Source organism: Paracoccus broussonetiae (assembly GCF_031854425.1).
GTDB classification, from domain to species: domain Bacteria; phylum Pseudomonadota; class Alphaproteobacteria; order Rhodobacterales; family Rhodobacteraceae; genus Paracoccus; species Paracoccus broussonetiae.
This window is the reverse complement of record NZ_JAVRQI010000002.1, coordinates 38,080-59,182: the sequence shown is the minus strand read 5'-3', so window position 1 is coordinate 59,182 and position 21,103 is coordinate 38,080. Positions and strand designations below refer to the sequence as shown.

Sequence of the window (21,103 nt, the reverse complement as noted above, 5' to 3'; positions counted from 1 at the left end):
GATCCGGCTTGCTTTACTGAAGCTCGGGCAGGCTGACCGGCTCTTCGAAGGTGCGGTAAAGCTGACCCCAGCCCGGCTCATGCAGGTGGCGTTCCAGCCCCGCGCGAGTGACCAGTGCACGGGCTTCGCGGTTCCCTTCGGCAATGGCTTCGACCTCGTCCACCTGAGTGATCCTGCGATCCTGCATGATGATCCGGCCATCGACCATCACCGTCTCGACATCCGAACCGACGCCCTGCGCGATCAGGCGATGGACCGGTTGCCAGTCAGGCGTCATGTGGGGCGCGCGCATGTCGATCACGGCAAGATCGGCCTTCTTTCCCGCCTCCAGCGAGCCGATCTGATGCTCCATTCCCAGCGCGCGGGCGGCGTCGATGGTGATCATTTCCAGCACCTTGCCCGGCGGGAAGTAGTAGCGGTCGTGGCCGCGCAGGACATGCTGAACGGACTGGAACAGCCGCGCGGTCTGCAAAAGATCGAAGAAGCGGTTCGGTGCGGTTCCGTCCGTGGTGACCGCCACGTTGATGCCCCGCGCCATCATCTCGATCACCGGCGTATTGCGGCCCGGGGGCGCGTGCGTGACCGAGGTGCCGGTCTGGGCAAGGATGTCGATTTCCGCCGGAGAGATCCCCCAGCAATGTTGCAGGTGAATGTCAGGCCCCAGCAGGGCGTTTTCCTTGTCCTGAAAAGCCAGCCGGATATGGCCCGCAAAGGCGTCGGAATGCAGGCGGATCCCGTATTTCCGGGCAAGCTCGCGCACCGCGCGGGCATGGTCGCGGTCATCCTGGGTCAGCCGCACGGCCTGGTCCGGGGTCGAGATGTTCGACGGATCGATGGATGGCACGATGGTGAACGGCGTCAGATAGACCTTGATCCGCCCGTTGCCGCTGCCGTCCAGCGTCTGGATCGCGGCCTCGGCCCCCTCCATCATCTCGGCAAAGGTAATGCTGCGCCGAACCGGCGTCCCCGTTTCCCAGCGCGTGACGTCGCGGGGCCAGGGCAGGCCAGCCGGGCCGGTGCAGATGATCTCGCGCAGACCAAGCTGGTCATAGGCGCGCGCATGCCCCACCGCGAATTCCGGGTCGTCGCTGCGCGGCATAGACGAGATGATGCTGACGCCGGTGGTGACGCCCGCACGCAACCGCTCCAGCCCTGAAACCATGCCTTCAGCCTGCCAGAACTCGCGCGTGGTGTGATGCCAATAGGTCGGGGTGACGATCTTCATCCACAACGGGCTAGTATCGGCCGCGATGCCCCGGATCAGGCAATGCCCGGCGTGGCCATGCGCGTCGATCAGGCCCGGGATCACCAGCTTGCCCCGGCAATCAATCACCCGGTCGCCGGGTTCGGGACGCATCTCGGCGCTGGCGCCCACGGCAGCGATGCGGTCATCGACCACGCGAACCGCACCATCCTCGATGATCCGGCGGGCGGGGTCCATGGTGATGACCGTGGCATTAAGGAAAATCGTGGCGGGCATCGGGCCTCCTGCAGCGGTTGTCGGATCAGAGAATCGGAAAGGCGGGCCGGAAAAGCTGGTCCACCGGCGGGTGCTTCCAGCTGCGATCCGGGTATTTTGCGACCAGCCCCTCGAACTGGGCCTGTGCCTGAGCGCGGGCGGCGGCCATGTCCATCCCGGCAACCTGACCCCGGCGCATCGACAGGCGACCGTCGACGAAGACCGCCTCGGTCACCTTGCCATTGCCTCCAAGGACAAGCGTGGTGATCGGATCGACGGTCGGCACCATATGCGGATCGTCCAGCCGGAAGACCGCAATATCGGCCTTGGCTCCGGCCTGAAGCCGTCCAAGGTCGGGCCGGTTCAGCGCGCGCGCACCGCCAAGCGTCGCGGCCTCGAAGAACTGGGCCGAAAAGGCGGCATCCGGCCGCCCTTCGGCGATGCGGCACGCGATCAGGCCCGACAGCATGTTCATCCACATGTCGGGCGGCGCGGTATCCGTCGCCATGCCGATATTCACGCCGCGCGCTCGGATCGAGGCAAAGGATTTCAGCACCGACCCCATCCGCGCCGAAACCAGCGGCGAATGGGCCAGCGTCACCCCATGGGTGGCGTAAAGGTCAAGATCGGTTTCCGTGGCATGGGTGCCGTGGGGCGCAATCAGTCGGCGATTGAAGGCACCCAGTCCCACCAGCCACTCAGCCGCGGTGCAGCCGTGCAAGCGCGCCATGGTGTCGGTTTCCAGCTTGCCCTGCGCCATGTGCAGGCGGACCGGCACGTCCAGCTCTCCGGCCAGATCCATCGTGGCGCGCATCAGCGCGGCGGTATTTGTCTCGACCCGGTCGGGGGCCAGGAGGCCGTTGATCAGGCCCCCTGCATCGCCCGCGCGACGGCGGATGAAATCGGCCGCCCCTGCCAGCCCAGCAAATCCCCGCGCCTCGTCGAAGCGCATGTGAAACTGGCCAACATCGTCGACCACCGTTCCCCCCGACCGATAGGCCGGGCCAAGAAAGACCCGCAGGCCAAGCTGGGCGGCCGCATCGGCGGCGGCATCGAATTCGGCAACCGTCTCAGCCCATTCCCGGTAATACAGGGACGCGATGGGCAGCGCCGTCGTGATCCCGTTCAGCAGAAGCGTGGCAAAGGAAAACTTCTTCTGGAAGGCAAGTTCCTCGGGCGAATACATCTCGTATGGCCCGCGCGCCGCATAGGTGTCTGGCCAGATCCGGCCCCGCTGCCAGCCGGGCTGGTTGTCCAGGACCAGCGAATAGGTATCCAGGTCCGACAGCGCGTCCAGGTCGATCAGCCCGGGGCTGACAAGGGCCGCGCCGAAATCTATGCGTCGATCGACCTCTCCCGGAAATCGCGGTCCCGCATACAGGATATCGCGCCCCTCGATCACCAGCTCTCCGCGCTTGTGAAAGACATGGCCGCCGTCCTGATGGGCAAGCAGCCAATCCGCAGTCAGAAGTGTCCGACCCCTGGGGCGCTCGCCCAGTGGAAGTGCATCTAGTCCGTCAGGCATATCCGTCCCGTCCGTCAGGGATGCGCCGCCCCACAGGGGACGGCGCGTTGTGTCGGTTACTTGCCGACCACGGTGAACCAGTGGCGTGCCTTGTTGTCGGCGCGCAGGTCCATGCTTTCGATCTTCGAGCTGGTCGCCCAGGCGATGGGCTGCTGGTGCAGCGGGATCGCCAGAACCTCGTCCTTGGCGACTTTCAGCGCGGCGGCTTCCAGCTTCAGCCGTTCGTCAGGGTCGGTGGCCTGCGCCGCCTGCTTGACCAGATCGTCCAGCGCCGGAACCGACCAGCCGCCATAGTTTGAGACGCCATAGGTGCCTTCCTTGGTGGACAGGACCTGCGACAGGATCGAGAAGGCATCAAGCGTCGGTTCGTTCGCCCAGCTCAGGTTGAATACCTCGGTATCACCTTTCGAACGCTTGGGCGACTGGACCGCGCGCGGAGCCATGTCGATGGTCGGCGCAAAGCCGGCCCGGCTCAGCATGTTGGCGACGCCCTGGCACCAGTCTTCCTCGTTGATGCTCTCGTCGTTCATGCAGGTATAGTTGAAGGCCAGCCCTTCCTTGCCTGCTTCCTTCAGCAAAGCCTTGGCCTTTTCCGGGTCTGCGGGCTGATAGGTGTCCAGCTCGGCAGAATAGCCCGCGATATCCGGGGCAATCAGCGAACCCGAGGGACGCGCAAGACCGCGCATGATGCGCTTGTTGATCAGGTCGCGATCGATCGCCAGTTCGAAGGCCTGGCGAACCTTCAGGTCGTTGAAGGGGTTCTCGGCACCGCTCGGCAGCTTTTCGCGGCGGTTGAACGCGACGAAGACAGTGCGAAGTTCGGTCAGGGCCGTGACCTTGATGTTCGGATCGGCCTTCAGACGCTCAAGATCCTGGATCGGGGCGCTGTCGATCACGTCGACCTCGCCCGACAACAGCGCCGCGATGCGCGTCGCAGCCGACGAGATCGGGATATACTCGAGCCGGTCGATATTGTGCTTCTTCTCGTCCCACCAGCCGTCATTGACCAGCAGAACGGTCATCGCGTCGGGCTTGCGGCTTTCCAGCTTGAAGGGACCGGTGCCGTTGGTGTGGGTGGTGGCGTAGCCTTCGATCCCCTCGTCATAGCGGGTCGGCTGCTCGGTGTTGTTGGCCTTGAGCCAGCCGGCATCGAAGATGAAGATGTTGGTGATGTCGTTCAGGAACAGCGACGATGGCGAGGTGACGTCGATTTCGACCGTCATGTCGTCGATCTTCCGGACATCCTTGAACAGCGGCATGTTGCCCTTGAGCGGCGAGGACGGATCGGCCGCGCGCTTGAACGAGGCCACCACGTCATCGGCGGTGAAATCCGCACCGTCATGGAACTTGACGCCTTCGCGCAGCTTGAAGCGCCAGAACTTGCCATCGACCAGTTCCCACGAGGTTGCCAGCGCCGGCTCAAGCTTGAACTGCTTGTCGTAGCGAACCAGCCCTTCATAGATGTGGTTCAGGAACGCGAGGTTCGAGGTCGAGGGGATCGAGTTCGGGTCAAGCGAATAGATATCCGCGCGCGAAGCCCATTTGACGGTTTCGGCATGCGCGGCGATGGCGCTGACCGACAGCGCAAGCGCGGCGGCAAGTTTCGTGACGATGGACATGTTCTCTCCTGCTGGGGTCGGACTTGTTGCCGGCGCGTGCCGGGTGGTTCCCCGGGGGCCGGGCCCCCGGTGGGATTTCAGGCGAAATGGCAGGCGACGCGGGCGCCGTCGGCCTTGGCAAGCAGTTCGGGGCGGTCGGACTTGCAACGTTCGGTTGCAAGCTGGCACCGGGTGTGGAAGGCGCATCCCGGCGGCGGCGCCAGCGGGCTTGGAACCTCGCCCGCCGTCACCTCGCGGTCGCGCTGCGGATGCTCGATATTCGGGATCGTCTGCAAAAGCAGGCGCGTATAGGGGTGCTTCGGGTCGGCGAACAGCGTTTCGGTATCCGCTTCCTCGACAATGCGGCCCAGATACATGACCGCAATCCGGTCGGACATGTGGCGCACGACCGAAAGGTCATGGCTGATGAACAGATAGGTCAGGCCCAGTTCATCCTGCAGGCGTCGCATCAGGTTCAGGATCTGCGCCTGAACCGACACGTCCAGTGCCGAAGTCGGCTCGTCGCAGACCAGGAACTCCGGCTCGGACGCCAGGGCGCGCGCGATCGAGATGCGCTGGCGCTGACCGCCCGAGAATTCATGCGGGAATTTGTCGCCATCGGCCGCGTTCAGGCCGACGATCTCCAGAAGCTCGGCGACGCGGGATTCGACCTCGGCAGGGGTCTCGCGCAGTTTCAGTTCGCGCAGCGGCTCGGCGATGATATTCTTGACCCGCCAGCGCGGGTTTAGCGAGGCATAAGGATCCTGAAAGATCATCTGCGCCGAAAGCGGCGCGCCGGACTTGCCGGGTGCAAATCGGATCTCGCCCGACGAGGGCGGATAGATCCCGGTCACCAGCCGCGCCACCGTCGACTTGCCGCAACCGGATTCTCCGACAAGGCTAAGGCAGCCGCCGCGCGGAACGCTGAACGTCACATCGTTGACCGCGTGCAGGCTTTTGCGTTTCTGGCGATAGATGAGGCGGTTGAGAAAGGGCGGCGAAACGTCGAAGGACCGGTCGAGACGGTTTACCTCCAGCGCGGCGCTTGGGTCGGCGGTCATGCGACACCTCCATCGTGAAGCCAGCAGGCAGCGGCCCCTGCCCCGGTCGGAACCAGCGCCGGCTGGTCGCGGCGACAGCGCGGCCCGGCGGTGGTGCAACGCGGGTTGAAGGCGCAGCCGGGGGGGATGGCGTTCAGCCGCGGCATTGCGCCGTCGATCTGGTGCAGATGCGCGACCCGCGCCCCGAGTGCCGGGATCGAGGCCATCAGCCCCTTGGTATAGGGATGGGCCGGATTGCGAAGCACCGTCTCGACCGAGCCGATCTCGATCAGGCGACCGGCATACATGACCGCGACGCGGTCGGCGGTTTCGGCAATGACGCCCATGTCATGGGTCACAAGCATGACGGCCGTGCCATGTTCCTTGCAAAGCCGGCGCAGAAGGCCGGTGATCTGTGCCTGGATCGAGACATCCAGCGCGGTCGTCGGCTCGTCCGCGATGATCAGGCGCGGCTTTGCCGCCAGCGCCAGCGCGATCACGACCCTTTGTCGCATCCCGCCCGAAAACTGGTGGGGATAGTGGTCGACACGTTCCGCCGGGCCGGGGATGCCAACCTCCTTCAGCAATCCGATGGCCCTTTCGCGTGCGGCTGAGCGCCTCATCTCGGGCATGTGCTGGCGGATGGTCTCGGTCAGCTGGTTGCCCACGGTGAACAGCGGGTTCAGCGAGGTCAGGGGGTCCTGGAAGATCGCGCCGATTTCGCGGCCGCGGACCTTTTCCATGTCGCGGTCGGTCAGGTTGTCGATCCTGCGCCCGGCCAGCCAGACCTCGCCCGATGCGATGTGGCCCGGACGCTCCAGCAAGCCCTGGATGGCAAGGCCGGTCATGGACTTGCCCGCGCCCGACTCTCCGACCATGCCCAGGATTTCGCCGGGGCGGATCTCCAGCGAGATATCGTTCAGCGCGCGCAGCGTTCCGTGACGGTTCGGAAACTCGACAACGAGGTTCTTGACCTCAAGGCAGGTCTGTCGGGCATCATCCATGCGGTGCCTCCCGGGCGGGGTAGCTGGGGGGGAAGATTTCCTCGACCGGGGGATGATCCCAGGTCCGGGCGGGGTATTGCGCGATCAGGCGATCGAATTGCGCCTGCGCCTGTTCGCGCGCTTGGGCCATGTCGATCCCTGCGACCTCGCCAAAGCGCATCGAAAGCCGGCCATCGACGAAGACGGCGCGCGTGACCTTGCCCGAGCCGCCCGTCACCAGCGTGGTGATCGGGTCGATGGACGGGGCCATGAACACGTCATCAAGACCAAAGACCGCGATATCGGCACGGGATCCGGGCGCAAGGCGACCCAGATCGTCGCGACCCAACGCGACCGCCCCGCCAAGCGTGGCGGCATCGAAGAAGTCGCGGCAAGACACCTTGTCGGCGGTGCCGTCATTCATGCGGCAGGTGACAAGCCCGACCAGCAGGTTCATCAGCATGTCGGGCGGCGTGGTATCCGTCCCCATGGCGATGTTGACACCCATACCCTTCAGCTTCGAGAACGAGTCAAGGCTGCTGCCGCCCCGGCCGGACACCAGCGGGCAATGAACGATCGAGACGCCGTGGCGGGCGTAAAGCGCCAGATCCTCGTCTGTGGCATTCGTCGCGTGGGGCGCGATCAGGCGATCGCTCAACAGGCCGTTGCGCGCAAGCCAAACCGGCGCGGTATCGCCGTGAAGCGCACGGACGGTGTTCACTTCCATCGAGCCCTGGGCCATGTGCAGGCGCACCTTGACGCCAAGCTCTTCGGCTTTCGTGACGCTTGCCTGCAGCAGGCCAAGGGTCGCGGTCTCGACCCGGTCGGGGGCCAGAAGCCCCTGCACCAGCCCGTCGAAACGGCCCGCCTGTCGCGCGATATAGGTTGCCGCATCCTCAAGCCCCTGAAGGCCCCGGGCCTCGTCGAAATGGGCGCGCATGTCGCCCGGCCCGTGCAGCACCATCCCGCCCGAACGATAGGCCGGGGACAGGAAGACGCGCAGTCCCAGATCGCCCGCCGCATCCGCTGCGGCATCGAACTCGGCAACCGTCTCGCCCCATTCGCGATAGAACAGCGAGGCGATCGGCGCAGCGGTGGTAATGCCGTTCAGAAGCAACTGGCCAAAGGCAAAGCGCTTCTGAAACGCCAGTTCCTCGGGCGTATACATCTCGTAGGGGCCGCGCTCGACATAGGACAGCGGCCAGACGCGGCCCTTTTTCCATGGCGGGAAATGGTCGATGCCAAGGATCGTGGTGTCCAGATCCGACAGCGCGTCAAGGTCGATCAGGCCGGGAGAGATCAGCGCAGGCCCAAAATCGATGCGGCGCGCAACCTCTCCGGGAAAGTCGTGGCCGGTGAAGACGACAGCGCCACCTTCGATCACCACCTGGCCCTTACGCAGCAGCACGTGGCCCTGTCCTTCATGGGCCAGAACCCAGTCGGCGGTCAGCAGCGTGCGGCCATCGGGACGAGCGCCAAGCGTCAGGTCGTCCAGCGCCTGTTTGGCGGAAAGGCTGGTCGTCATGGCATGTCCACGATGCAGATGCCCTCACGGGCGATGACCTTGCCGCCCTTGACGACAAGCGGGGGCGTCGCGGGCTGGACCACCGCGTGACCGATGGTCTGGCCCTGCAGCAGCACGAAATCGGCGTGGCAGCCGGGCGCAAGTCCATAGTCCTTCAACGCCATGATGTCGGCGCCGCCCTGGCTGACGATCTCCAGTATCGCGCGCAGATCGATATCCGAGCGGACGCCGTTCTTCATGCCGATGATCCGCGCGCGGTCCATCATGTCTGGCAGCCCCCACGGACCCCAGGTGTCGCGGATGCCGTCGCAGCCCGCCCCGACACGGACCCCCGCCTCGCGCAGGCGCTTGACCGAGGGCACACTGGCCGAGGGCGCGCCGGTCGTGGCGATGCCGATATCCAGTTCCGCGATCTCATCGATCAGCTTGCCGACACGCAGATAGTCGTTCATGCCAAGCGCAAAGGCATGGCTGATGACGAACTTGCCCTGCATCCCGTTCGCGCGGACCCGTTCGAAGATCAGCTCCATGGTAAAGGCGCCAAGCTCTCCGACCTCGTGCAGGTGGATGTCGATCGGCACGCCGTGCTTGACCGCCAGCTTGAACAGCGCGTCAAGCTGACCCTTGGGGTCGCGGTCTATGCCGCAGGGATCGATGCCGCCCAGAACCTCGCAACCATTGGCCAGCGCGGTATCAAGCAGTTCCAGCGTCCCCGGCATGACCATCAGCCCGGATTGCGGGAAGGCCACGATCTCGATGTCGATGATGCCCTTCAGCTTTTCGCGGGTCTGCTGCACGCCCTCGACCAGGCGCAGACCGTGGGTCGTGTCGATATCGACATGGCTGCGGATATGGCTTGCGCCATGCGCGGCAAGCCCGATGGCATGGCGCATCGATTGACGATGCGGGTCAAGGCCCAGTTCCAACCGCTGTTCGCGTTCGAAATCGATCCGCCCGCGCAGGATGGCGGCGCGATTGTTCACGTGCCAGTCCATGCCCCATGTGGTCTTGTCCAGGTGGGTATGGGCATCGATCAGGCCGGGCCACAGGATCGCGCCCTTGCCGTCCTCGGCCGGGATGCCCGGATGATCGGCGATGGCGCCCAGTTCGACGATCCTGCCGTCGCGGATCAGGATATCGGTCGCCTCGGCCCCAAAGGGACGAACGTTCCGAAGGATCAGGTTGCTCATGGCCTTACCTCAGTTTTGGATTGAGTGCGTCGCGCAGCCAGTCGCCCAGCAGGTTCACCGAGATGACCAGCAGCGAAAGTTGCACCACGGGAAAGATCACCATCCACCAGAGCCCCGAGAACAGGTACTGGTTGCCGATGCGGATCAGCGTCCCCAGCGAGGGCTGACCGGGCGGCATGCCGATGCCCAGGAATGACAGCGTTGCCTCGGTCAGGATGGCCATGCCGAAGGACAGCGTCGCCGCGACCAGGACAGGGGTCAGCGTGTTCGGCAGGATGTGATGGAACATGATCCGGCGTTTCGGCACGTTCAGCAGCTTGGCCGCCATGACGTATTCCTTGCCACGCTCGATGATCGTCTGGGCGCGGACAGTCCGGGCATACTGCACCCAGCCGGACAGCGTGATCGCCAGGACCAGCACCGCCGAGGCGCCGATCTCGCGCAGGCCCACCGGCAGCATCTGCCGCACCACGGCCGAGACAAGGATCGCGATCAGGATCGTCGGGATCGACAGCACCACATCGCCCACGCGCATCAGCACGTTATCCGCGATGCCGCCGAAATATCCCGCGATCAGGCCCAGCGACAGGCCGATGACCAGCGACAGGACGACCGAGGCGAAGCCGATCATGACAGAGATCCGGGTGCCGTAAAGCAGCACGGACAACATGTCGCGGCCCTGCGTGTCGGTCCCCAGGACATAGGGCCATTCCCCCCCCGACTGCCAGATCGGCGGCAGTTCGGATTTCCACATGTCCAGCTGGGCCGCGTCATAGGGATTCTGCGGCGCGATCAGCGGCGCGAAAAAGGCGCTCCCGATCAGCAGGATCAGCAGGACCGCGGCAATGCGTGCGGACCAGGAGTGTGTAAAGGACCACCACAGGTCGCTTTTGCGGATGCGGGCGATCAGCGAGGGATGGGTTGCGGTCGGGGTCGTCGTCATTGTCCCTGCTCCTGGTTACTTGGCGGTGCGCAGGCGCGGGTCGATCAGGGCATAGGTGATGTCGACCACCGTGTTCAGGAACACGAAGATGAACGCAACGATGCACAGATAGGCCGCCATCACCGGGATATCGATAAAGGTCACCGCCTGGATGAACAGCATGCCCATGCCCGGCCACTGGAAGACCGTCTCGGTGATCAGGGCAAATGCAATCAGCGTGCCGATATTCATCGCCGTCAGCGTGACCACCGGCATCAGGCAGTTCCGCAGCGCATGGCGGAAATAGATCTTGTAGCGGCTGATGCCGCGGGCACGGGCAAATTTCACATAGTCCGAACGCATCACCTCAAGCATCTCGGCCCGGACAAGCCGCATGATCAGCGTCACCTGATACAGCGACAGCGAGATCGAGGGCAGGACCAGCGCCAGCAGCCCGGATTTCGTCAGGAAGCCCGTCGACCACCAGCCAAGATCCACGACATCGCCGCGACCAAACGCCGGGAACATGCCAAGCGTCACCGAAAACACCAGGATCAGAAGGATGCCGACGACGAAGCTTGGCAGCGAAACGCCGATGATCGATCCGAACTGCAATAGCTCGGAATAGGCTCGCCCCCGCTTGATCGCTGTTAGCACCCCCAATGGCAAGCCGATCACCAGCGACAGCAGGGTGGCGACGATCACCAGCTCCATGGTCGCGGGGAAACGCTCGGCGATCAGGCCAAGAACGTCCTGACCGTTGCGATAGGAAATGCCGAACTCGCCCTGGGCCGCATTGCCCACGAAGCGCCCGTATTGCACCAGGAAGCTGTCGTTCAGGCCCAGCTTTTCGCGCAGCAGCTCGCGATCGGCTTCGGTCGTCTGTTCGGTGGACATCATGTCCACGGGATCGCCCGCCAGGCGGAAGATCAGGAAAGCCAGAAAGGCCACCGCCAGCATGACGAAGGCGGCATTGGCCAGTTTCTTGATGATGAAGACCAGCATGACCCTATCCCCTGCGGTCAGGTCCGGGTCGGCGCTCCGGTCGGCACGACATGCAGATCACTCCCCCCTGACGCCGTTTCATTCTTGCCGGAGACTGCCCGGCTTATGTTCAGCGACACTATTCATGTCGCCGCTTCTGTCAACTTCAATGTCGACAATCTTGCCCACAAAAAACTTGAAGAAGCGTAATTGGCAGGCAGGAACGAGCCGATTGAACATGATTCAGGCTGTTACGATTTCACCCGCGGAAAGGCATAGGCATTGGCCTTGGAGGTCTTCAGTCCGCTTCCAACCAAAGCTTCCGCGAATTTCACCGCAACCGTGACCCCGTCGATGACGACGACCCCGGTTGCACGGCTCAGCTCCTCGGTCAGATTGGCCATGCCAGCACAACCCAGCACCACCGCTTCTGCCCCGTCGTCATCCCGAGCCCGCTCGATCTCGGCCACCAGAAGACTGAAGGCGTGTTGAGACTCGCTTTCCAGCGACAGCACCGGCAGGTTGATGCAGCGCACGCGACGGCAATGGTGGCCCGCGCCGTAACGCTGGACCAGGTCTTCGATCGCCGGGACCGAGCGCGACAACGTCGTGATGATCGAGAACCGCTTCGAAATCACCATCGCCGCCTGAATCCCGGCCTGGCAAATGCCGATCACGGGGCCGGTCGCGACCTCTCGCGCCGCATCAAGGCCGGGGTCGTCGAAGCACGCGATCACCGTCGCCACTGATCCTTCGGCCTCGGCCACCCTGATCTGGGCCAGCAGGGTTGGAACCGACATCGCCTCATCCGCGCAACCTTCGATACTTGCAGGAGAACCGATCCCCGTAGCGCCCCGGATGCTGGTGCCACGGGCCGCAACGCGGCGCGCGCAATCGACCGCAGTCTCGGTCATTGATGCCGAGGAATTCGGGTTGATAACAAAGATTTCCACCTCAGCTCTCTCCCTTCGTGACGGATTCAAGGGGTGGAGCCTTCAAGACGAACTGCCGATCGGACACGATGTAATTGTCAGCGTGAAGCCGCGCGATGGGATGATAGACATCCGGATTCACATATCGTCCCTGCTCATCCAGGCAATCTGGACGGACATGCATGTGCACGACTTCACCAAGGACAAGCAGCCGGCGCGGATATTCGATCAGCCTTTCGACACGGCACTCCATCGCGCAAGGGCTGGCAGGCAGCCAGCCGCTTTCGACCTGCGCACCGGGCGACACCGCCTCTCCGGCCAGTTCCAGTTCATCCGTATCTGGTTCGACCGACAGGCCGCAGACCAGCATGGTCCGCGACAGCGCCATGTCGACCATGTTCACGGTGAACTGGCCGCTGCGCCGGATATTCGCCACGGTATCCTTTTCGCGCCCGTCCTGACGGGGCTGGATACCCAGCACGACGATTGCCGGATCGTGGGAAAAGACGTTGAAGAAACTCATCGGTGCGCCGTTGTTGCCGCCCGCGGGCGAGCGCGTCGTGACAAGGGCAATGGGTCGCGGTCCGACGAAATTGGTCAGCAACCGGTAACGATCCGCCGGCTCCATCTGCATGAAGTCAAATTCCATGGCGCGCATCCTTTGAAGGGTCTGTGTCGAGGCATGTGTCTACATGATTGTCGACACTTATGGCACCATTCTCGCTGGACCAAAAGATGAAAGACGATTAATCTTGGGTCAAAATCATACTCGGGGCATGATGGATTCGTTAACAGCCGAACAGATTGCAGAACGGATCTGGCTTTCCATAGCCGAACGGCGGTTGCGCCCTGGGGTCAGGCTGAAGGAAACCGAACTGGCCGAGGTTTTCGGCGTCAGTCGCGCCCGTGTCCGGCAGGTTCTGGCGATCCTTGCGCGCGAGGGGTTGATCACCAGCGAGGTCAACAAGGGCGCCTTCGTCGCCGAGCCAGGGGTCGAGGATGCGCGCGACATCTTCCACGTCCGCCGCACTGTCGAACAAAGGGTGCTGGAGCGGTTGATCGACCGGCTGGATGACGAAAAGGTCGCGACCATCCGCGACCACGTCGAGCAGGAACGAGTGGCCAATACACAGAACGACCAGCGCGCGATCATCAAGCTGTCAGGCGGGTTTCACCAGATGCTGGCCGACATGTCCGATGCCGAATTCCTGTCGCGCCTGATGCGCGACCTGATCAGCCGCAGCTCTTTGATCACCGCGGCCTTCCGCAATTCCGACCAGTACAATTGCGGCCCGGACGAGCATGACGAGATCCTGCTGCACCTGCAGAACGGCGACCTGAAGCAGGCCAAGAAGGCCATGGCCCATCACCTGGATCACGTCGAAAAAGAACTGCGCCTGTCAGGTGAACGCGACAGCATCCGCAGCCTCAAGGACGTGCTGCTGCCGCAGGGCTGACAGCCCCGCGGCCTGCGCTGTCCAGAATCATGCCGCCCGGTGCTGCCAGACCGCATGGCGGATGCGCGCCTGCTTGTAGGCGTCGAAAACCGCCATGGCCCAGACGAAGAAGCCCCCGGCGTTTCGCCCGATGAAGGACGCCTCGGGCGGGGCTGTCAGAATCGTGAAGCCACCCAGCAGGCAAGCGAAGAACAGGAAGGTCAGGCCGCGCAGGGGCACACCGTTCCAGACCTGCCCCGAGCCGGGCAACAGGATGGCCGAGACCAGCACCAGATGTGGATTGGGCGGCGTTTTCATGCGGCAACCTTCATGATGTCCTGACGCAGCGCGGCAAGCGCGGCGACCAGCGGGTCAAGCGCCGAGGGGTCCAGCGCCTTGCGCCCCATCTCGGCCTCGCGGAACAGCAGGTAACGGCCTCGGTCAGCCTCTTCCGCAAGCCAGGTGATGCGCAGGCCCTGTGGCGACAGTACCAGCTCCTTGACACGGGGGTCGTCGAACAGCGCCAGATGCCGTGCAAGCAGCGTCGCCTCGGCCTCGGTCAGGGGCTGCTCGCTGCGCAGCACCGCACCTTCGGGAAAGCCCATGGCCAGTATGGTCTGGTGCGGCAGCCCGGCGAAGGTCGAGAAGGACTCGCCCCCTGTCGGGCGCATCATCAGGTTGATCCGCTGCCGCAGAGGCAGCGGCTCGGGTAGCGTCACCAGCAGCCAAAGGGTCGGCAGCTTGCGGATGGTCAGCGTATCGGGCACGGCTTGAAGGTCCAGCGCAAGCCCCGCCCGGCGACCGGAGGCGCGGGCAAAGCCCGTCGCCGCCAGCGCCGAACGCCGGTCCTGCAGCGTGACCCTGTCCAGCCAGCCCGCGCGCGCCGCGCGGCGCTGCCTGGCATCGGCAACCAGCCGCAGGCTCAGCCAGGCAAGCAGGACGCCAAGGACAAGGACGGGCAGCATCTTAGTAACCGCGCGGCTTGGGCCAGGGCATGGTGAACTGCGCCCCCCGGTTCACAAAGCGATAGCGCCAGAAGTGGAACCACAGCGACACGATGATATAGAAGGCGATCATCGCGACAAGCTGCGTGCCATAGCCCAGGAACACCGCGAAGAAAGTCAGCCCGCACAGCCCCAGCAGCACATAGGCCGGCAGCGGATGGAACGGATGCTCATACCCCCGCTTGATCGAGTCGAGCGGCCATTTGCGGCGGAACAGGATGATGTTCAGCGGCATGAAGGTATATTCCAGCAGCCCCGACAGGATCGAGAAGGTCACCACCTGGTCCAGCGGCGCGCCAAGCGCAAAGATCAGCGCGATCGGGACAAGGAAGATGATCGAGCGATATGGCGTGCGGTATTTCGGATGCACCGCCCCGAACCAGCCGGGAAGATAGCGGTCGCGCCCCATCGCGAACCACGCGCGGCTGGCATCGTTGATGCAACCATTCGCCGAGGCCAGCGTGGCGAAAAGCGTCCCGATCCCCAGGAACACCATCAGCCCATAGGATCCGGTCATCCGCGCTGCATCGAACAGCGGCACCCCCGACTGGCCAAGGTATTCCCAAGGCATCAGCCCGGTGCAGACATACCAGGTCAGCGTGGCCGCGATCGCCAGCGTCATGACGCCTGCCAGCGTCCCGAAGGGTAAGGCGCGCGACGGGCTGCGGACCTCTTCGGCCGCCTGGGTCGTGCCTTCGATCCCCAGATAGAACCACAGGCCGAAATGCATGGCGGCGAGAACACCAACCCAGCCATAGGGCAACGCCGCCGGACCCGACAGAAGGTCGGCATGGCGCAGCGGGCTTTCACCGATCAACCCCGAGGTGCTGAGGAACAGCACGATGACCGCGGTAAAGGCGATGGCAGTGATGACAAGGTTGAAGGTCAGCGTCGCCAGCACCCCGCGATAGTTCAACCAGGCAAGGAAGGCGATCGACAGGATGATGAAGGGCCGCTGGTCGACGCCGCCCTGATGTCCGCTCATCGTGGCGACGGTGTCGACAAGAAAGCCCACCGTGATCGCGTTCGCGGCCTCAAGCATGGTATAGGCAAAGACAAGGTAAAGCCCGACGTTGAAGGCCATCAGGGGCCCGACGATGTGCTTGGCCTGTGTGTATTGCCCCCCGGCTGCGGCGACGGTCGACGTCACCTCGGAATCGATCATCGCGACGCATGTGTAAAGGATGCCCGCGAACCAGCAGGCGATCAGCGCGGCATATGCCCCGCCCTTGCCCACGGCAAAGTTCCAGCCCATGTATTCGCCGACAAGGACGATGCCGACCCCCAGCGCCCAGACATGCGCCGGGCCCAGCACGCGGGCCAGCCCGACATGCTCGATCTTCTCAGCTTGTGACATGTTATCCCCGATGCTGCTCTTCGGTCAGGGCTTCCAGCTCCCCCTCGCGCGAGGAGGTCAGGAATTCCTCGCTATAGGTGCTGTCGGTCCGGATCCAGTCGATGACGATGAACAGGCCGAACAGTGCCGAGGCCGCCCATGCTGCGAATTCCAGATAGTTCCAAAGGTCCATGGTGCCCTCACTCGCCGAATTTCTCGGCGATCACCTCGCGATATTCCTTTTCGGAAAACCGCAGCAGGATCGCGTAATACCCAACGATGACGACGACCATGGCGATCATCGCACCGATCGAGAAGCTGTAGTCGAAGCGCGCCGTGATCAAATCGCTGGCCGAGGCGGGGTCCGCAAAGCCCAGCTTCTGCCACTGCTCGACCATGACGGGGTTCTGGCCCAGCCCTTCCCAGCTTGGATCCGTGATGGCCTCGGGCACCTTCGAGGAGCCGGCCATGCCCAGCCAAAGCGGGATGTAAAGCGCGCCAATCGCCATGATCAGCAGAACGATCACGTCGACGACCTGCCCGATCTTGCCCTGTACCGGGGCACGATAACGCGTCATGTGCGGCCTGCCCGTTTCAGGGCGCGGGCGGCGTCCAGAAACTCGATGTCGAGGCCATACATGAAGTCACGATCCTCGCGGTAATGGCGCAGCATCGCCATGATCGCGGCAGTGTTGAACAGCAGGACCACGCCGCCACCGAACAGCAGCATGATGCGCGCGGTACCGCTGGGCGCAAGCGACCAGGTCCCCCATGCGACGAAGATGATTGAGAACCAAAGCCCCAGGACAAAGGCCCAGGCAACCGCGACATCTCGACGGTGCATAGCCTTGATTCGACTCGGCAGATCCGACACGTTGCTTCCTCCCCTTGAGGCCCGTTTCCTGATTGTCGGATCCGCGCCGGGCCAAGCGTCGATTTTCTTATCCGACAACTTATTTTCCTCTAGGAAAACGAGGCGCCGGGATTCTGTCAAGAAATTTGTCGGAGGCTGGTAAAGCTCGGCGAGTTTCCACAAGCAGGCCCACCGGCAGCAAGGCCGGTCAGGGCGACGGGACCCCGCCTTCCGTCCCCAGGGCCGGGCGGATGACACTTTCGTCCTTGAGCGCGACACCGGTCGCGCCGATGCGTCGGGCCTCTTGCACCAGCCATGCAAGGCGGTCGGCCGCAGCCGCATGCGACAAGCCGCCGTACAGATGGATGTTCGAAACACAGTTCCGCGCGCTGTCACGCAGACCGGGCCGCGGATTCAGCGTCAGATACGCGCCCAGGCTGTCCGCGACGGACAGGCCCGGCCGCTCTCCGATCAGGACCAGCACCATCTGCGCACCAAGCGCCGCCCCGATCTGATCGCCGATTGCCACACGGCCGCCCCTGACCAGCACAACGGGCTGATCCGCCAATGGCGGCAGCCGTGCCGAAAGCGCGTCAAGGACGCCCGGCGCATGGGCCATCACCGCAGGGGCTGAAAGCCCGTCGCACAGGACCACCGCCAGCGCGCAGCCCAGTCGCGGCAGATCTGCCCCTTCGGCAAGCTGCCGCCCCAGATCCGGACGGCGCAGATAGGTCGCTCGATCGGTCGCGCGGCTGTCCACGCACAGGCAGGGTCGCGGCGCCAGCGCCCGCTCCAGCGCATCCACGTCAAGCGGCGCGTGAATGGCATCGCGGGCAGCCGCATGATCTTCTTGAAAGGCCAGCAGCGAGGTCAGGGGAAGGGGTCGCGCCGCCGCATCCAGCCGCACGCGGGCGGGTGTCAATCGCCGCAACTGCCCCAGCTGGTCAGGCGCGCTCATGCCGAAATTCCCATCCGCCGCGCCAGCGCGGCAGCGTCGGGCAAGGCCCGCGCGCCCTGCCCCGCCAGCCCGAACCCGGCCAGCCAGCGCGCAAATTCCGGGGCCGGGCGCAGGCCCGTCACCTCGCGCAGATAGGCAATATCCTCAAACGCCAGGCTCTGATAACCCAGCATGACGTCATCGGCGCCCGGTACCGTGATGACGAAGCTGACCCCCGCCTGCGCCAGCAGCGTTGCCAGCGTGTCCATGTCGTCCTGATCGGCCTCGACATGGTTGGTATAGCAGACATCGACCCCCATCGGCAGGCCAAGCAACTTGCCGCAGAAATGATCCTCAAGGCCCGCACGCGTGATCTGCTTGCCGTCGTAAAGATATTCCGGCCCGATGAAGCCCACGACGGTGTTGACCAGCAGCGGATGAAAGGCGCGCGCAACCCCATAGGCCCGCGCCTCCAGCGTCTGCTGGTCGACGCCGTGATGGGCATCCGCTGACAGAGCCGCCCCCTGACCGGTTTCGAAATACATGCAGTTCCGGCCGACCGTGCCGCGTCCCGCTGCCAGCCCCGCCTCATGCGCCTCGGCCAGAATCGACAGCGAGATGCCGAAGCCTTCGTTCGCGGCCTGCGTTCCGGCCACAGATTGAAAGATCAGATCAACCGGTGCCCCGCGTTCCAGCAGCGCCAGCGAATTGGTGACATGGGTCAGGACGCAGCTTTGCGTGGGAATGGCGAAGGCCTGCCGGATCTCGTCCAGCGCCACCAGCAGCGCGTGACAATTCGCGATATTGTCCGACGCGGGATTGATCCCGATCACCGCATCCCCCGCACCCTGCAACAGCCCATCAAGGACCGAGACCGCAATTCCGCGCGGATCATCGGCGGGATGGTTCGGCTGCAGGCGGGTCGCAAGCGTGCCGCGTCCGCCGATGGTGTTGCGGAAGGCGGTCACGACCTCGACCTTTCGGGCCACCCGGATCAGGTCCTGATTGCGCATCAGCTTGCTGACCGCGGCAACCATCTCGGGCGTCAGGCCCGGTGCAAGCGCTTTCAGCGATATGCTGTCGGCGGCCGGCGAAAGAAGCCAGTCCCGCAATTCACCAACCGTCATCGCGGCAACAGGGGCGAAGGCTGTCGCGTCATGGCTGTCGATAATCAGCCGCGTGACCTCGTCCGCCTCATAGGGCACCAAGGCGTCTGACAGGAAATGCGACAGGGGCAGATCCAGCAGCACCCGACGCGCGGCGACCCGCTGCAACGCCGAGGCGGCGGCGATCCCCGCCAGGTGATCGCCCGAACGCTCGGGCGAGGCCGAAGCCATCACCGTCGCCAGATCGTCGAAGCGGAAGCTTTCACCCCGCGCCGTCGCGCGAAATCCCATCGCTGCGTCCCCATCCGTTTCGCCCGATCATGCTGGCGAAATCCGGTCCCGTCCAGCGCGCTGCGTCCCGTTTCCGCTGCCGGACGTGAGCTGCCTTTCAGCGCGTCAGCCTGGCCACGATCTCGCGCACCTCGTCACGAGAAATCAGGTTCTCGCTGTTCGTATTGTGGATCGTCACGCCTTCCAGAAAGGCGTCAAGGACGCGGGCGGTGGCTGGCGGGAAATGCCGTTGCAGGGCCGCGCGACTTTCGGCCATCCAGTCCACCAGCACCTCGCGCAGTCGCGGATTGCGCGCGGCATAGGTGTAAAGCTCCAAGCTCAGCAGCATGTTGCGCTGGGTGGCCCAAAGCCCGCCGCTGATCAGGTCGACGACTGCCTCGCGCGCTTCGTCGGGCGTGGTGGCGGCCTCCAGACGCGCGCGATACAGCGCCGCGGCGGACATGGAAAAGCGGCGGAAGGTCTCGACCAGCAGGTCGTCAATGCCCGCGAAATGATAGGTCATGGAGCCGAGGGGCACGTTCGCCGCCTCGGCCACCCGGCGGTGCGTGGTGCCCGCGACACCGCGCGCGGCGATCACATCCAGCGCGGCGTCGATGATGCGATCCCGCCTGTCCGGGTCGTAGCGGCGTTTTCGGGTCTCGGTCATGGTCGTTCTTGACTCTGCGGCCATTGTGGACATATGTCCATAACGCGTTGTGGACGTTTGTCCATAACAATGTCGCACAAGGGACCGCGCCCATGGATCGTGATCTTCGCCGCAGGACGCGCGCATTGTTCGTCTATTTCTTCATTCCCGGCCTTGCGCTGGCGTCATGGGTCACGCGCACTCCCGAAATCCGGGACGCGATCGGCGCATCGGTTGCGCAGATGGGGCTGGTCCTGTTCGGCATGTCGATCGGCTCGATGTGCGGCATCCTGCTTGCGGGCCGCATCGTCGCGGCGCTTGATACACGCACCACCGCACTTATGGGCCTATGCCTGATCCTGTCTTCGATGGTGACGGTCGCGGTGGGCGTGATCCTGGGTTCTCAGATCATGGCCGCCTGCGGGCTGGCCCTTTTCGGATTGGGCATGGGTGGGGCAGAGATCGCGGTCAACCTGGAAGGCGCGGGTGTCGAGGCCCTGCGCAAAAAGCCGGTTCTGCATACCCTGCACGGCTGCTTCAGCCTTGGCACGCTTTGCGGCGCGTTGATCGGACTGGCGCTGGTGTCGCTGGGCGTGCCGGTGGCGCTGCACCTGGCGGCGATCGCAGTTCTGGTTGCTGGCCTGATCATCGCCTTCCGAAATGACATTCCGTCCGGGAACGGGCTGTCGTCGGGCGGCAACCATGCGACCATCGCCGATGCCCGCATCTGGGGTGACCCCCGCGTCTTGCTGATCGGGCTGATCGTCTTCGCGATGGCGCTGGCCGAAGGCGCGGCGAATGACTGGTTGCCGATCCTGATGGTCGACGAACACGGATTTTCGGTCGCCTCGGGTTCGCTGATCTTCCTGGCCTTCACGGCCGCGATGACGGCGGGCCGCTTCGGTGGCGGCATCTTCATCCAGCGGTTCGGCGCGGCGCGGGTGATCCGGGGCTGCGCCATCCTGGCGGGGCTGGGGGTTGCCTATGTCGTCTTCGGCACCAACCCCTGGCTGGCTGGCGTCGCAGTCCTGATGTGGGGGCTTGGGACCTCGCTTGGCTTCCCGCTGGCCTTGTCGGCGGCGGGCGCGGGCGGAGGCGCGGATTCCGCGGCCAGGGTGCAGGCAGTCGCCATCGTCGGCTACCTGGCCATGCTGGTCGGACCGCCCAGCCTTGGCTTCATCGGCGAACACTATGGATTGCGCAACGCGCTTCTGGTGGTGACGGCGCTGATCGTGGGGGCATCGATCGCAGCGCCGGCGGTCAGGCCACGCGCCGCCTGACGGCTTCCCTGTCGCATAAATAGCAGGCAGGCCCGCGGCGATTGCTGCGGGCCTGTCTGTTTTGCGTTGACCCCCGC

Annotated in this window: 22 protein-coding genes; 2 read left to right on the top strand and 20 right to left on the bottom strand. The window is 64.4% G+C overall.

What is annotated here, in order from left to right:
- Nucleotides 1-13 precede the first annotated feature (13 nt).
- The 11 genes from RM190_RS02845 to RM190_RS02795 form a co-directional block, all read right to left on the bottom strand.
- Nucleotides 14-1,480: an amidohydrolase family protein gene (locus RM190_RS02845; RefSeq protein WP_311757883.1), complete on the bottom strand. Its 1,467-nt coding sequence runs from the start codon at nt 1,478-1,480 to the stop codon at nt 14-16.
- A gap of 25 nt (nt 1,481-1,505) precedes the next feature.
- Nucleotides 1,506-2,984: a chlorohydrolase family protein gene (locus RM190_RS02840; RefSeq protein WP_311757882.1), complete on the bottom strand. Its 1,479-nt coding sequence runs from the start codon at nt 2,982-2,984 to the stop codon at nt 1,506-1,508.
- A 56-nt stretch (nt 2,985-3,040) separates the two neighbouring features.
- A complete protein-coding gene (locus tag RM190_RS02835; RefSeq protein ID WP_311757881.1) occupies nt 3,041-4,603 on the bottom strand; it encodes an ABC transporter substrate-binding protein in 1,563 nt (520 codons plus the stop codon).
- 77 nt (nt 4,604-4,680) lie between these two features.
- Nucleotides 4,681-5,643, bottom strand: coding sequence for an ABC transporter ATP-binding protein (locus RM190_RS02830; RefSeq protein WP_311757880.1), 963 nt, complete (start codon nt 5,641-5,643; stop codon nt 4,681-4,683).
- A complete protein-coding gene (locus tag RM190_RS02825; protein WP_311757879.1) occupies nt 5,640-6,626 on the bottom strand; it encodes an ABC transporter ATP-binding protein in 987 nt (328 codons plus the stop codon). The genes RM190_RS02830 and RM190_RS02825 overlap by 4 nt, the downstream gene beginning before the upstream one ends.
- Nucleotides 6,619-8,130, bottom strand: coding sequence for an amidohydrolase family protein (locus tag RM190_RS02820; RefSeq protein WP_311757878.1), 1,512 nt, complete (start codon nt 8,128-8,130; stop codon nt 6,619-6,621). The genes RM190_RS02825 and RM190_RS02820 overlap by 8 nt, the downstream gene beginning before the upstream one ends.
- A complete protein-coding gene (locus RM190_RS02815) occupies nt 8,127-9,320 on the bottom strand; it encodes an amidohydrolase family protein (protein ID WP_311757877.1) in 1,194 nt (397 codons plus the stop codon). The genes RM190_RS02820 and RM190_RS02815 overlap by 4 nt, the downstream gene beginning before the upstream one ends.
- 4 nt (nt 9,321-9,324) lie before the next feature.
- Nucleotides 9,325-10,263 (bottom strand): ABC transporter permease, encoded by a 939-nt coding sequence (locus RM190_RS02810; protein ID WP_311757876.1) that lies wholly within the window; start codon nt 10,261-10,263, stop codon nt 9,325-9,327.
- 15 nt (nt 10,264-10,278) lie between these two features.
- Nucleotides 10,279-11,247, bottom strand: a complete 969-nt coding sequence (locus RM190_RS02805) for an ABC transporter permease (protein ID WP_311757875.1) — start codon at nt 11,245-11,247, stop codon at nt 10,279-10,281.
- A gap of 230 nt (nt 11,248-11,477) precedes the next feature.
- Nucleotides 11,478-12,179: an aspartate/glutamate racemase family protein gene (locus tag RM190_RS02800; protein ID WP_311757874.1), complete on the bottom strand. Its 702-nt coding sequence runs from the start codon at nt 12,177-12,179 to the stop codon at nt 11,478-11,480.
- 1 nt (nt 12,180) lies between these two features.
- Nucleotides 12,181-12,807 (bottom strand): flavin reductase family protein, encoded by a 627-nt coding sequence (locus RM190_RS02795; protein WP_311757873.1) that lies wholly within the window; start codon nt 12,805-12,807, stop codon nt 12,181-12,183.
- Between the two features lie 130 nt (nt 12,808-12,937).
- On the opposite strand from RM190_RS02795, the gene RM190_RS02790 reads away from it, so the two are divergent.
- Nucleotides 12,938-13,615, top strand: a complete 678-nt coding sequence (locus tag RM190_RS02790) for a GntR family transcriptional regulator (RefSeq protein ID WP_311757872.1) — start codon at nt 12,938-12,940, stop codon at nt 13,613-13,615.
- Nucleotides 13,616-13,642: 27 nt separating this feature from the next.
- Here RM190_RS02790 and RM190_RS02785 read toward each other — a convergent pair whose 3' ends face one another.
- The 9 genes from RM190_RS02785 to RM190_RS02745 form a co-directional block, all read right to left on the bottom strand.
- Nucleotides 13,643-13,912 carry a hypothetical protein gene (locus RM190_RS02785; RefSeq protein ID WP_311757871.1) on the bottom strand — a complete coding sequence of 90 codons (270 nt, stop codon included), beginning with the start codon at nt 13,910-13,912 and terminating at the stop codon, nt 13,643-13,645.
- Nucleotides 13,909-14,559, bottom strand: a complete 651-nt coding sequence (locus RM190_RS02780; protein WP_311757870.1) for a hypothetical protein — start codon at nt 14,557-14,559, stop codon at nt 13,909-13,911. Before RM190_RS02780 ends, RM190_RS02785 begins: the two co-directional genes overlap by 4 nt.
- Before the next feature lies 1 nt (nt 14,560).
- Nucleotides 14,561-15,955, bottom strand: coding sequence for an APC family permease (locus tag RM190_RS02775; RefSeq protein ID WP_311757869.1), 1,395 nt, complete (start codon nt 15,953-15,955; stop codon nt 14,561-14,563).
- Between the two features lies 1 nt (nt 15,956).
- The gene (locus RM190_RS02770) at nt 15,957-16,127 is read right to left on the bottom strand and encodes a hypothetical protein (protein WP_311757868.1); all 171 of its coding nucleotides are present in this window, start codon (nt 16,125-16,127) and stop codon (nt 15,957-15,959) included.
- 7 nt (nt 16,128-16,134) lie between these two features.
- Nucleotides 16,135-16,512 carry a hypothetical protein gene (locus RM190_RS02765; protein ID WP_311757867.1) on the bottom strand — a complete coding sequence of 126 codons (378 nt, stop codon included), beginning with the start codon at nt 16,510-16,512 and terminating at the stop codon, nt 16,135-16,137.
- A complete protein-coding gene (locus RM190_RS02760; protein ID WP_311757866.1) occupies nt 16,509-16,778 on the bottom strand; it encodes a hypothetical protein in 270 nt (89 codons plus the stop codon). The genes RM190_RS02765 and RM190_RS02760 overlap by 4 nt, the downstream gene beginning before the upstream one ends.
- A 217-nt stretch (nt 16,779-16,995) precedes the next feature.
- Nucleotides 16,996-17,745 carry an ethanolamine ammonia-lyase subunit EutC gene (gene eutC / locus RM190_RS02755; protein ID WP_311757865.1) on the bottom strand — a complete coding sequence of 250 codons (750 nt, stop codon included), beginning with the start codon at nt 17,743-17,745 and terminating at the stop codon, nt 16,996-16,998.
- Nucleotides 17,742-19,121, bottom strand: a complete 1,380-nt coding sequence (locus RM190_RS02750; protein WP_311757864.1) for an ethanolamine ammonia-lyase subunit EutB — start codon at nt 19,119-19,121, stop codon at nt 17,742-17,744. Before RM190_RS02750 ends, eutC begins: the two co-directional genes overlap by 4 nt.
- 97 nt (nt 19,122-19,218) lie before the next feature.
- Complete coding sequence (locus RM190_RS02745) at nt 19,219-19,767, bottom strand: TetR/AcrR family transcriptional regulator (protein WP_311757863.1); 549 nt, start codon at nt 19,765-19,767, stop codon at nt 19,219-19,221.
- A gap of 92 nt (nt 19,768-19,859) precedes the next feature.
- Here RM190_RS02745 and RM190_RS02740 point away from each other — a divergent pair, with 92 nt between their 5' ends.
- Nucleotides 19,860-21,026 (top strand): MFS transporter, encoded by a 1,167-nt coding sequence (locus RM190_RS02740; protein WP_311757862.1) that lies wholly within the window; start codon nt 19,860-19,862, stop codon nt 21,024-21,026.
- The last annotated feature ends 77 nt before the right edge of the window (nt 21,027-21,103 follow it).